Origin of the sequence: Pseudonocardia pini (assembly GCF_013870575.1) — a bacterium.
Classification (GTDB): Bacteria; Actinomycetota; Actinomycetes; order Mycobacteriales; family Pseudonocardiaceae; genus Pseudonocardia; species Pseudonocardia pini.
Genome location: NZ_JACBXB010000079.1, coordinates 1 through 12,284, shown reverse-complemented (window position 1 = coordinate 12,284; position 12,284 = coordinate 1). Strand labels below are relative to the sequence as shown.

9 protein-coding genes and 1 pseudogene are annotated in these 12,284 nt (G+C 71.9%); all 10 read left to right on the top strand.

All coding sequences use genetic code 11. The annotated features are described in order from the left end of the window. Positions 1 to 1,424 (top strand): acyclic terpene utilization AtuA family protein (locus tag H5J29_RS07680; RefSeq protein WP_181780219.1); only part of this gene is annotated, 1,424 nt, incomplete at its 5' end. Further along, the gene (locus tag H5J29_RS07675; RefSeq protein ID WP_181780218.1) at positions 1,421 to 2,899 is read left to right on the top strand and encodes an acetyl-CoA carboxylase biotin carboxylase subunit; all 1,479 of its coding nucleotides are present in this window, start codon (positions 1,421 to 1,423) and stop codon (positions 2,897 to 2,899) included. The genes H5J29_RS07680 and H5J29_RS07675, both read left to right, overlap by 4 nt. Next, complete coding sequence (locus H5J29_RS07670) at positions 2,896 to 3,387, top strand: acyl-CoA carboxylase biotin carboxyl carrier protein subunit (protein WP_181780217.1); 492 nt, start codon at positions 2,896 to 2,898, stop codon at positions 3,385 to 3,387. Before H5J29_RS07675 ends, H5J29_RS07670 begins: the two co-directional genes overlap by 4 nt. Beyond that, positions 3,384 to 4,982 carry an acyl-CoA carboxylase subunit beta gene (locus tag H5J29_RS07665; RefSeq protein WP_181780216.1) on the top strand — a complete coding sequence of 533 codons (1,599 nt, stop codon included), beginning with the start codon at positions 3,384 to 3,386 and terminating at the stop codon, positions 4,980 to 4,982. Before H5J29_RS07670 ends, H5J29_RS07665 begins: the two co-directional genes overlap by 4 nt. 11 nt (positions 4,983 to 4,993) lie before the next feature. Next, on the top strand, positions 4,994 to 5,758 hold the full coding sequence (locus tag H5J29_RS07660; RefSeq protein WP_181780215.1) for an enoyl-CoA hydratase/isomerase family protein: 765 nt from the start codon (positions 4,994 to 4,996) through the stop codon (positions 5,756 to 5,758). 55 nt (positions 5,759 to 5,813) lie between these two features. Beyond that, a complete protein-coding gene (locus tag H5J29_RS07655) occupies positions 5,814 to 7,412 on the top strand; it encodes a class I adenylate-forming enzyme family protein (protein WP_181780214.1) in 1,599 nt (532 codons plus the stop codon). Next, a complete protein-coding gene (locus H5J29_RS07650) occupies positions 7,409 to 8,446 on the top strand; it encodes an NAD(P)H-dependent flavin oxidoreductase (RefSeq protein ID WP_181780213.1) in 1,038 nt (345 codons plus the stop codon). Before H5J29_RS07655 ends, H5J29_RS07650 begins: the two co-directional genes overlap by 4 nt. Further along, the gene (locus H5J29_RS07645) at positions 8,443 to 10,140 is read left to right on the top strand and encodes an AMP-binding protein (protein ID WP_181780212.1); all 1,698 of its coding nucleotides are present in this window, start codon (positions 8,443 to 8,445) and stop codon (positions 10,138 to 10,140) included. The genes H5J29_RS07650 and H5J29_RS07645 overlap by 4 nt, the downstream gene beginning before the upstream one ends. Positions 10,141 to 10,193: 53 nt before the next feature. Further along, on the top strand, positions 10,194 to 11,087 hold the full coding sequence (locus H5J29_RS07640) for an MBL fold metallo-hydrolase (RefSeq protein WP_181780211.1): 894 nt from the start codon (positions 10,194 to 10,196) through the stop codon (positions 11,085 to 11,087). After that, positions 11,080 to 11,850 (top strand): annotated as a pseudogene (locus H5J29_RS07635) (SDR family NAD(P)-dependent oxidoreductase). Before H5J29_RS07640 ends, H5J29_RS07635 begins: the two are co-directional and overlap by 8 nt. Positions 11,851 to 12,284 lie beyond the last annotated feature (434 nt).

The following is a 12,284-nucleotide window of genomic DNA, read 5'->3' as shown; positions in this document are numbered from 1 at the left end:
CCCGGGCCGAGCAGCCGACCGAGGGGAAGGACATGGTCACCGGGGCGACGCTGCCCGCGAGGCCCGGGTCGATGAACGCCTACCTCGGCGCCCGCCCGGTCGCGGCGGCACTGGCCGCAGGTGCGGACGTCGTGATCACGGGCCGCTGCGTCGACGCGGCGGTGGTCCTCGGACCGCTGATGCACGAGTTCGGCTGGAAGGACGACGAGTACGACCTGCTCTCCGCGGGCTCCCTCGTCGGGCACCTGGTCGAGTGTGGACCCCAGGTCACCGGCGGGAACACCACGGACTGGGAGTCCGTGCCCGGCTGGGAGCGGATGGGCTACCCGGTCGCCGAGGTGCGGGCGGACGGCACGGCGGTGATCACGAAGCCCCGCGGGACGGGGGGCCTGGTCACCCCGGCCACCGTCGGCGAGCAGCTGGTCTACGAGATCGGCGACCCCGGCGCCTACCTGCTGCCGGACGTCGTGTGCGACTGGCGGGACGTCACCCTCACCCAGGAGGGCGAGGACCGCGTGCGGGTCCAGGGCGCCCGCGGGAGCGTGCCGACGACCACCTACAAGGTCACGGCCACGAGCGTCGAGGGCTACCGGGCCCTCACCACGGCGCTGTTCGCCGGCGTGGGTGCGGCGGGCAAGGCCCGACGGATGGCCGAGGCGCTCATCCAGCGGACCGAGCGGCTGCTCGAGGCCGCCGGGTTCGCGCCGCTCACCGACTCGTCGATCGAGGTCGTCGGCCTGGGTGACGTGGCGGGCCCCGCGGGGCCGGGCACCGAGGCCGTCGTGAAGATCGGGGTCAAGCACGCCGAGAAGGCGGCGCTGGAGATCTTCGCCCAGGAGTTCGCCCCGTTCGCGCTGGTCGCGCAGGGGATGACGGGTGTGTTCGCGGGTCGCCCGCGGGTGGCCCCGTCGATCGCGGTGCACCACCTGCTGGTGGAGAAGGCGGAGACACCGGTCCACGTGCTGATCGGCGACTCGGACGCCACGGAGCGGACGATCGACGTCGAGATCGCACCGGGCTCGCCCGACGCCGTGACCTCCACCCCGCTTCTGCCGGAGAGCCCCGCTCCGACGGAGGGCCGGACGGTGCCGCTCGTCGAGATCGCGGTCGCGCGCAGTGGCGACAAGGGCAACCTGGCCAACATCGGGGTCCTCGCGCGGCGCCCCGAGTTCGCGGAGGTGATCCGCAGCCAGGTCACGGCGGAGCGGGTCGCCGCGCACTTCGCGCACCTGAACCCCGTCGGGGTCCGGCGATGGTCGGTCCCGGGTCTCGGCGGCCTCAACATCGTGCTCGACGAGGTGCTCGGCGGCACCGGCGGCACGTCGACGCTTCGCTACGACCCGCAGGGCAAGTCCTACGCCGCCATGCTGCTCACCCTGCCCGTCACGATCCCCGCCACGATCCCCGAGGAGGGGCCGGCATGAGCCTGCCCGGCAAGGTCCTCGTCGCGAACCGCGGCGAGATCGCCGTCCGGATCATGCGGACGCTGCGCGAGCTGGGGATCCGCTCCGTCGCGGTGTACCACGCCGTCGACGCGCGGTCCCGGCACGTGCGCGACGCGGACGAGGCAGTGGAGCTGACCGGGTCCACACCGGTGGCGGCCTACCTCGACGCCGAGCAGATCGTGGCCGCGTGCGTCGCGACCGGCGCCGAGGCCGTCCATCCCGGGTTCGGGTTCCTGTCCGAGCGGGCGGCGTTCGCCGAGGCCGTCGCCGCCGCGGGCGTGACGTTCATCGGCCCGCCGCCGGACGCCATCCGCGCGATGGGCGACAAGATCGAGTCGAAGCGGCTGGCCGTCATCGCCGGCGTACCCACGCTCCCCGGCTCCGAGGACGCCCTGTCCGACACCGCCGAGGCCCTGCGGGAGGCCGAGCGCATCGGCTATCCGGTGCTGCTGAAGGCGAGCGCGGGCGGCGGCGGGAAGGGCATGCGCATCGCGCGCAGTCCCGAGGAGTGCCGCGAGGCGTTCGAGAGGTCCAGCGCCGAGGCCGTGGCGAGCTTCGGCGACGGCCGGGTCTTCCTGGAGCGCTACGTCGACCGGCCGCGGCACATCGAGATCCAGGTCCTGGCGGACTCCCACGGCACCGTGATCCACCTCGGCGAGCGCGAGTGCTCCATCCAGCGCCGCTACCAGAAGGTGGTCGAGGAGGCCCCCTCGCCGTTCGTCACGCCGGAGCTGCGCGAGGAGCTCGGCGCGGCCGCGGTGTCGTTGGCGCGCAAGGTCGGCTACACCTCCGCGGGCACGGTCGAGATGGTGATGGACCCCGACGGCAACGGCTTCTTCCTGGAGATGAACACCCGCCTGCAGGTCGAGCACCCGGTCACCGAGCTGGTCACGGGGGTGGACATCGTCGCGGAGCAGATCCGCGTCGCGGCGGGGGAGAAGCTCTCGTTGACCCAGGACGAGGTGCGGATCTCGGGCAGCGCCATCGAGGCCCGGGTCTACGCGGAGGACGCGACCGCGGGGTTCGTCCCGGCGATCGGGCCGCTGCGGCTCGTCCGCTTCCCGTCGGGCCCGGGGATCCGGGTGGACCACGGTGTCCTGCAGGGAGACGAGGTCACGGCCTCCTTCGACCCGATGATCGCCAAGGTCGTCGGGTTCGGGCCGACCCGCACCGACGCGATCGAGCGCCTCTCGACGGCCCTGCGGGACACCGTCCTGCTCGGGACCACCACCAACACGGCGTTCCTCGCCGACGTCGTCGAACACCCGGACTTCGCCGCGGGGGACACCCACACCGGCTTCCTCGACGAGCACCCCGCGCTGACCACGCCGACGGTGGCGGACGCGGAGACCGAGCGGGTGCTGATCGCGGCCGCCGCGCTGCACAGCCCGCGCTTCGACCGGCGGTTCGACGTACCCGATGCCCACTCGCGCGTGGGGGAGTGGCGGCCATGAGCCTGCAGATCAGCCTGACCGAGCCGCGGGAGGTCCGGCTCGCCCGCACCGGCGACCGGGCCACCGTCTGGATCGACGGGGTCGCCTTCGAGACCCGGACCAGGCCCGACGGCGGCGCCACCGAGCTGACCATCGACGGGCGGCGGGAGAAGGTCTGGGTCGTCGTGGACCGGGACACCGTGTTCGTCCACGCCTTCGGCCGGGCCTGGGCGCTCGACGTGGTCAACCCGGTCGAGGAGTCGCTGCGGGAAGGACAGGGGGCGGACTCGGCGACGGCCCCGATGCCGGGTGTCCTGGTCTCGCTGTCCGTGGCCGAGGGTGACGAGGTCACCGAGGGCCAGACCCTCGCGGTGATCGAGAGCATGAAGATGCAGACCGAGATCAAGGCCCCCCGCGCGGGTGTGGTGGAGCGGGTGCCGTCCGCCGTGGGCGAGAGCTTCGGGCAGGGCGCGCCGTTGGTGGTCCTGGTGAGCGAGGAGGCGGAATGAGGCGCATCGTCTCGCAGGTCGACACGAGCTCGGACTCCTACCGCACCAACCGGGAGCACAACCTCGGGCTCCGCAAGCAGCTGCTCGACGCGCTGTACGTGGCGCGGGAGCAGCGCCCGCAGCGCGCCCTGGACCGGCTGGCGGAGCAGAACAAGCTCACGGTCCGGGCGCGGCTGGCGCTCCTGCTCGACCCCGGCACCCCGTTCCTCGAGCTGTCGCCGCTCGCCGCGTCGCAGGCCTACGACGGCGACGCGCCGCAGGGCCTGGTCGTGACCGGGGTCGGGATCGTCAACGGCCGCGAGGTCATGGTCGTCGCCGGGGACAGCTCGCTGAAGGGCGGGTCGTGGTACCCGCTGTCGGTCAAGAAGACCGTGCGTGCGCTGGACATCGCGCTGGAGAACCGGCTGCCGGTGGTGCACCTGATCGACTCCGGCGGCGCGTTCCTCCCGCTGCAGGACGAGATCTACGCCCTCGGCGGCCACACCTTCCACAACCAGTGCCTGCTCTCGGGGGCGGGCATCCCGCAGGTCGCGGTGGTGCTGGGCAACTGCACGGCGGGCGGGGCCTACCTGCCGACGCTGTGCGACCAGTCGATCATGGTGCGCGGCACCGGCCACGTGTTCCTGGCCGGCCCGCCCCTGGTCAAGGCGGCCACCGGCGAGGACGTCACCGCCGACGAGCTGGGCGGCGCCGACATGCACACCTCCGTCTCGGGGACGGCCGACTACGCCGTCGACACCGAGGAGGAGGCCATCGCGCTGGCCCGCGACGTCGTCGGGACGTGGGCCCCGTCGGAGAAGGCCCGGGTGGACCTGCGGGTGCCCGAGGAGCCCTACTACGACCCGGCCGAGCTGTACGGGATCATCCCGGACGACATCAAGAAGCAGTTCGACATGCGCGAGGTCATCGCCCGCGTGGTCGACGGCAGCATGTTCCACGAGTTCAAGCCGGACTTCGGGGACACGCTCGTCACCGGCTGGGCCTACATCTGGGGCATCAAGGTCGGGGTCCTCGGCAACAACGGCGTGCTGTTCAGCGAGGCCGCGAACAAGGCCAGCCAGTTCATGCAGCTCTGCGACCGCGACCGGGTGCCGTTGGTCTTCCTGCACAACGTCACCGGTTTCATGGTCGGCAAGGAGTACGAGCGCCGCGGCATCACCAAGGACGGCGCCAAGATGCTCATGGTGCAGGCCAACGTGACCGTCCCGAAGATCTCGGTACTGGTCCACTCCTCGCAGGGCGCAGGCAACTACGCGATGGCCGGGCGGGCCTGGGGCCCGCGGTTCCTGTTCTCCTGGCCCAACTCCCGGTCCGCCACCATGGGAGCCGACCAGGCGGTGAAGACCCTGACCCAGGTCCGGGTGGCCAGCCTGAAGCGGCAGGGCCGCGAGCCCGGTGAGGGTGAGCTGGAGCAGATCCAGGCCGAGGTGGGTGAGTACTTCGAGCGCACCGCGAGCCCCTTCTACCTGACCTCCGAGCTCCGCGACGACGGTCTCATCGACCCGACCGACACCCGCAACACGCTCGGCATGGCGCTCTCGGCCTCGCTGAACGCGCCGATCATCCGGACGCCCGGCGGCGTCCTCCGGATCTAGGAGAGAAGTCAGTGGCTGACGAGGTGCTGTACGAGGTCCGCGACCAGGTCGCGTGGATCACGCTCAACCGTCCGGAGGCGCGCAACGCGCTGAACAAGGCCACCCGCGAGGGCGTCCGGGCCGCGTTCGTCCGCTTCAACGCGGACGAGAACGCCGCCGTCGCGGTGCTGACCGGCGCCGGGGACAAGGCCTTCTGCGCGGGCGGCGACCTCAAGGAGATGGCCGACACCTCCCTGAGGATCCCGCCGCGCGACCACATGGTCTACCTGGGCCGCACGCTCAAGGTGGACAAGCCGGTCATCGCCGCGGTCAACGGGCTGGCCTACGCGGGCGGCTTCCTGCTGGCCCAGCAGGTCGACCTCGTCGTCGCCGCGGACCACGCGCGGTTCGCGATCACCGAGTCGAAGGTCGGCCGCGGGTCCCCGTGGGCCGCGCCGCTGGCCTGGCTGATGCCCCCGCGCGTCGCCATGGAGATGCTGATGACCGGTGATCCCATCTCCGCCCAGCGCGCCTACGAGCTCGGCCTGGTGAACAAGGTGGTCCCGGCGGAGGACCTGGTCGCCGAGGCCCAGAAGCTCGCCTCCACGATCGCGGGCAACGCCCCGCTGTCGGTGCAGGCGGCCAAGGCGCTGGTGTACGCGTCGGCGGAGATGGGGTGGACGGCGGCGCTCGATGCGGGTGACCGGATCTACGACCGGGTCTACCTGTCCGAGGACGGCCAGGAGGGCCCGCGCGCCTTCAAGGAGAAGCGCAAGCCCGTCTGGCAGGGCAGGTAGCCCTCCGGTCCCGTAGTCCCGTGCGTGCAGTGCCCAACGAAGGGAGCGCAGCCCGATGAACCTCAGCTGGTGGCTCGAGCGGAGCGTGTGGGAGTACCCGGACAAGCCCGCCGTCGTCGACGCCGACGGGACCACCGTGTCCTATCGGGAGCTGCGTGCGCTGGCGAGCAGGATCGGCAACGTGCTCGCGGCCCACGGGGTCGGCGAGGACGACGTCGTGGTCTCGGCGATGCCGGACCACCACCTGCACGTCGCCGCGTTCTACGCGTCGCTGCGGCTCGGTGCGGTGTTCTCCGGCCTGAACTACAAGCTCAACCCGGAGAAGCCGCTGGCCGACGCCCGGCACTGCGGCGCGAAGGTGGCGATCGTCGCCCCGGAGCACGTCGAGCTCGGCAGGCGGCTGATCGCCGAGTCCGGTGTGGAGACCGTGCTGGTCACGACGGGGGACCACGGCTTCGCCCGGCTCGACGAGCTCGTCGCGGAGGCCTCCGACGAGCTCCGGATCACGCCCCGCAACGCGGACGACGTGGCGGCCGTGAACTTCACCTCGGGCACGTCGGGCGCGTCGAAAGGGGTCACGTTCACCCACGGCACGCTGCAGAACTCCGCGTGGGGCGCGGTGTTCCTGGGCGGCGTGAACTCCGGCTCGCGCAACCTGTCGCTGGTCGGGATGTACCACAGCGGCGGCATCCACGACTCGATCCGGATGGTCATGGCGGGCGGGACGATCCTGTGGAGCGACGGCTGGGACGTCGACCGGGTGGTCTCGATCTTCCTGGAGCGCAGGCCGAACTGGATGTACTGGATCATCCCCACGATGATGCGGGACCTCATGCGGCACCCCCGCTGGTCCGAGATCGACCTGAGTGGCCTGCGTACCTACGTCGCGGGCGAGCCGGTCCCCACCGACGTCCGGGACGCCCTGCTGGCCAAGGGCGCCCAGGTCGGCAACATGTACGGCCTCACCGAGGCGATGCCGGTCTGCGTGCTCGGCCCGTCGCTGTACTACGGCGACGAGACGGAGATCCCGATCGGCTCCTCCGGCAAGCCCAGCAAGGGCTTCTGCACGGCCGTGCTCAAGGACCCCTTCACCCACGAGATCATCGAGGGCAACGACGTCGAGGGGGAGGTCTGCATCTCCGGAGACGTCGTCACCCCCGGCTACTTCCGCGACCCCGAGCGGACGGCCGAGGCGTTCGACGGCGAGGGCTTCCTGCACACCCGCGACCGCGCCTACCGCGACCCGGACGGCTGGTGGTTCATCCGCGGCCGCACGGACGACATCATCAAGCCGGGCGGCGAGAAGCTGTCGCTGCTCGAGGTGGACGCCGTGCTGCAGGCGCACCCGGACGTCGTCGACGCGGGCTGTGTCGGTGTGCCGCACGACCGGTTCGGCGAGGTACCGGCGGCATTCGTCCAGATCGGACGGACGATGTCCGAGGAGGAGGTGCGCGACCTGCTCGACGCGCACTGCGTCGCGACCTTCGAGCGCTGGAAGCGGCCGCGGCTGTACGTGCTGGTCGATGCCGTGCCGCGGACCCCCGCCAAGCGCAGCAAGATGGGCGCGGCCATGAAGGCGAAGCTGGAGGGGCTGGTCGTGCGGGACGCGGACGGCGTCACCACCTTCGGCGCGCTCACCGCGGTGACGACGTGACCCGGACGTTCTCGAGCCGGTTCGCCGACCTGCTGGGCATCCGGTACCCGATCGTGCAGGAGGGCCTCGGGCCGTACAAGACGGTCCGGCTCGCGGCGGCGGTCTCCGAGGCGGGCGGCCTCGGCACGGTGAGCATGCCCGGGATGACGGACCCCGACGGGCCGAAAGTGCTCCGCGGATACATCGAGGAGTGCTGCGCGCTGACCGACAGGCCGTTCGCCGTGAACGTGCCCGTCGGCAAGGACTCGACGGGCACGGTGCTCCCGTTCAGCGCGGCCTACGTCGGTGCCGTCGTCGACGCCGTGCGGGACCCGGAGATCGCGCGCAGGCTCCGGATGATCACGACGTCGGCGGGCGCGCCGGGGGTGGTCCGCGACCTGATCGCCGGCAGCGGGCTGATCCACGCGCACAAGGTCGGCGGTACCCGACAGGCCGTCCGGGCGCAGGCCGACGGGGTCGACGTGATCGTCGCCTCCGGCTACGAGGCGGGCGGGCACACCCACTCCCGTCCGGTGCACACGATGGTCCTCGGGCCCAGCGTGTGTGCGGCGGTGGACGTGCCGGTCGTGCTCGCAGGCGGGATCCACGACGGTGCCGGGGTGGCCGCCGCGCTGGCACTGGGCGCCGACGCCGTCGCGCTCGGCACCCGCTTCGTCGCCAGCCACGACAACACCGACTGGCACCCCGCCTACGCCCAGAAGATCATCGACACCGCCGAGGGGGACGACGTCGTGTTCGCCGCGGTCTACGGCCCGTCCCGAGCGCTGAACACCCCCGCGCTCGCCGAGCTGGCGGTGCTGGAGGAGACCCTCGACGTCGCGGCGCTCACGGCGTGGAAGGACGATCGGCTGATCCGCGGCCAGCGCGACGGCGAGATGGAGGCAGGCATCCTCCCCGCGGGCAACGTCAGCGGCGCGATCACCGACCTGATCCACGTGGCCGAGTTCGTCCCCGCGCTGGTCGAGGAGGCCATCGCCGTACTGGAGGGACTCGCGGGGCGGGTCCGCGCGACGACGGAGGAGCGCAACCCGTGACCGTCACCGAGGTCTACCGGTCCGCCCGGGACCTGCTGCAGGACCTGGCCCAGGACTATGGGAAGGCCGTCGCCGAGTTCGCCTGGCCGGACTTCGGGGACCGCTTCAACTGGGCGGTCGACTGGTTCGACGCCATCGCCCGCGGCAACGACCGCACCGCCTTGTGGATCGTGGAGGAGGACGGGGCGGAGGCGAAGTACAGCTTCGCCGAGATGGCGGAGCGCTCCGACCAGGCCGCGGCCCATCTGGCCGCGCACGGCGTCGCCCGCGGCGACCGGGTGCTGTTGATGCTGAACAACCAGGTCGAGCTGTGGGAGGCCATGCTCGCGGTGATGAAGCTCGGCGCGGTCATCCTGCCGACCACCACCGCGCTGGGCCCCGCCGAGCTGGTCGACCGGATCGAACGCGGCGGCGCCAGGCACGTGCTGGTCAACACCGCCGACACCGCCAAGTTCGACACCGTGGCCGGGGACTACGGCCGGTTCGTCGTCGGCGCGGCCGTCGACGGCTGGGTGGACTACCGGGCCGCCCACGACCTCGACGTGCCGCCCGCCGAGCACCCGGGCACCGCCCCCGGGGACCCGCAGCTGCTGTACTTCACCTCCGGCACCACGTCGCGGCCCAAGCTGGTCGAACACACCCAGGTGTCCTACCCCGTCGGGCACCTGGCCACCTCGTTCTGGGTGGCGGCCAAGCCCGGCGACACCCACCTCAACATCTCCTCACCCGGGTGGGCCAAGCACGCGTGGTCGTGCTTCTTCGCGCCGTGGATCGCCGAGGCCACGATCTTCATCTACAACTACTCACGCTTCGACGCCGCGGCCCTGCTCGGGCAGATCCGCCGGGCCGGGGTGAACACCTTCTGCGCCCCGCCCACGGTGTGGCGGATGCTGATCAAGGCCGACCTGTCCGGCGGGCCGGGTGAGCTGCGTCAGTTGCTCTCGGCCGGGGAGCCGCTCAACCCCGAGGTGATGGACCAGGTGTACAAGGCCTGGGGGCTGACCATCCGGGACGGGTTCGGCCAGACCGAGCTGCCGCTGGCCATCGGGAACGTGCCCGGGATGGCGGTCAAGCCCGGCTCGATGGGGCTGCCGCTGCCCGGGGTGCCGATCGTGCTGGTCGACCCCGTCACCGGCGAGCCCGCCGACGAGGGCGAGATCTGCGTGGACCTGTCGCGGCGGCCGATGTCGCTGATGACCGGCTACCAGGGCGACCCCGACCGCAACGCCGAGGCCATGGCCGGGGGCTACTACCACACCGGCGACGTCGCCTCCCGCGACCCCGACGGCTACATCTTCTACATCGGACGGACCGACGACGTGTTCAAGGCGTCGGACTACAAGATCTCCCCGTTCGAGCTGGAGTCCGTGCTCATCGAGCACCCCGCGGTGGCCGAGGCCGCCGTCGTCCCGGCACCGGACGAGCTGCGCCTCGCCGTGCCCAAGGCCTACATCGCACTCGCCGCCGGGTACGAGCCGTCGGAGAGCACGGCGTTCGAGATCCTCAAACACGCCCGCGAGAACCTGGCCCCCTACCAGCGGGTCCGGCGGATCGAGTTCTACGACCTGCCCAAGACCATCTCCGGCAAGATCCGCCGAGTCGACCTGCGCGGCCGCGAGGAGCAGGCCGCAGCCGGGACCACGACCCTCGCCGAGTACCGCGACGACCAGTTCCCCGAGCTCCGCACCGGGTGACAGACCTGCACGACGACCATCACGACGACCATCACGACGACAGGAGCGCAACGATGCGCATCGGCGACATCGAGATCACCTCGTTGGTCGACGGGGAGGCGGTCGTGCCCGGCACGGCGTTCTACCCCAACCTCAAGGAAACCGACTGGGAGCCCTACACCGAGCTGCTCGAGCCGGTGTTCCACGAGTGCCTGCACCTGAACACGCTGGGCGGGTACCTGGTCCGGGCCGGGGACCGGGTGATCGTCGTCGACGGCGGCTCGGGGCCGCAGCCCAAGTACCCGTTCGCGGGCGGCGCCTTCCGCGCGGCGTTCGCGGCGACCGGGTTGACGCGCGCCGACGTCACCGACGTGGTCTTCACCCACCTGCACTTCGACCACATCGGCTGGGCCAGCGTCGACGGCAAGCCGACCTTCCCCCACGCGACCTACCACGTCGACCGGCGTGACTGGGACTGGTTCCTCGGGCCCGACTTCTCCTTCTCCCCGGCGGACGTCGAGAAGAGCATCGAGAAGCTGGAGCTCTCCGCGACCTTCTGCCACCCGGAGAACGACGCCCCGGCGCACCGGTTGAAGCCGATCGTGAACCAGATCGAGTTCTTCACCGGCGCGGACGAGGTCGAGCTGGTGCCCGGCGTGGTCGCGCTCGACGGGAGCGGGCACACGCCCGGGCAGGTCGTCCTGGAGCTGCGCTCGGCGGGGGAGAAGGGCCTCATGGTGGGTGACCTGGTGCACGCCGAGCCCGAGTTCATCGAGGACAACGCGCTCGGTTCGTGGAACTTCATCAGCCACACCGACCACGACCGCGCCAACGCCGCCGTCGACCACTACCGCAAGCGCCTCTGGGACGAGAGGCTCCCGGTCGCGGGCGGGCACTTCCGCGGTCTCCGCTGGGGCCGGGTCGGCCAGGACGGCGGCAAGCGGGTCTGGGAGGACGTCAGTGGCTGAGACGACGGGCCGGCTCGCCGGCAGGGTGGCGATCGTGACGGGCGGCGCGTCCCCCGCGGGGCTGGGCTTCGCCACGGCTCGCCTGTTCGCCGAGCAGGGCGCGTCGATCCTCCTGACGGACGTCTCGCCGGAGGTGAAGGAGCGGGCCGGGGAGTTCCCGGCCGGTGCCCGCGTGGAGACCGCCCAGCAGGACGTCACGTCCGAGGACGCGTGGATCGCGACGTTCGACGCGGCCCGAGCGGCCTTCGGCTCGGTCGACATCCTGGTCAACAACGCCGGGATCACCCGCCGCGACCCGATCGAGGAGATGAGCCTCGAGACGTACCGCGCGGTCGTCGACACGAACCTCACCGGCGCGTGGCTCGGCTGCAAGCACGCCGTCCGCGAGTTCAAGCGTGGCGGGCACGGCGGGGCGATCGTGAACATCGCGTCGATCAGCGGCGTGGTCGGGATGCGGTACAGCTCGCCCTACGGGTCGAGCAAGGGCGGGATCCGGAGCCTGACGAAGGTCGTCGCGCTCGAGACCGCGCGGGACGGCATCCGGTGCAACGCCGTCTGCCCCGGCATCATCGGCACGGACATCGTCGCGCCCGTCGAGGCGAAGAACCCCGAGGCGTTCAAGGTCCTGCTCGACGGCATCCCGATGGGGCAGGTCGGCGAGCCGAACGACATCGCCTAGGCCGCGCTCTACCTGGCCTCGGACGACGCCCGGTACGTGACCGGCGCCGAGATCGTCGTGGACGGCGGCTACACGGCCCAGTGAGGACCCGCGGGTCGCTACCACGCGAGGTGGCCGCCGTCGACCGGGACGTAGGCGCCCGTCGTGAACGACGAGACCGGGGAGAGTGGCGGACGGCGGTGGCCACCTGCGCGTGGTGTCCTCGACGGACCGGACGTCCCCGGCGACGGAGACGGCGCCGTCGCCCGACGCGGTGGCGGCGGCCGCGACCGCCTCGTCGGACACGTCGGCGAGCGCCACCCGCGCACCCCCCGCCGCCGGCTCCGGCTCGACACCGTCGGCTCACTGGCAGAAGCGCTAGTGGAGGCACGTGGCCGGGCCCCGCAGGATGGGTCCGGGTCACGGAACGGACGGGCGTGGGGAGCGGGGACGCGGATGGCGGGACAGGGCGACCTCGACTCCGGCGGTGCCGCGGTGCGGACGGATAAGCCGGTCGACCCGCCCGATCCCCAGCTCAG

Bases quoted from the DNA above. Each gene is read 5' to 3' on its own strand.
- H5J29_RS07665 (WP_181780216.1), top strand. From the start codon at position 3,384: ATGAGGCGCATCGTCTCGCAGGTCGACACGAGCTCGGACTCCTACCGC.
- H5J29_RS07675 (WP_181780218.1), top strand. From the start codon at position 1,421: ATGAGCCTGCCCGGCAAGGTCCTCGTCGCGAACCGCGGCGAGATCGCC.
- H5J29_RS07670 (WP_181780217.1), top strand. From the start codon at position 2,896: ATGAGCCTGCAGATCAGCCTGACCGAGCCGCGGGAGGTCCGGCTCGCC.
- H5J29_RS07655 (WP_181780214.1), top strand. From the start codon at position 5,814: ATGAACCTCAGCTGGTGGCTCGAGCGGAGCGTGTGGGAGTACCCGGAC.
- H5J29_RS07640 (WP_181780211.1), top strand. From the start codon at position 10,194: ATGCGCATCGGCGACATCGAGATCACCTCGTTGGTCGACGGGGAGGCG.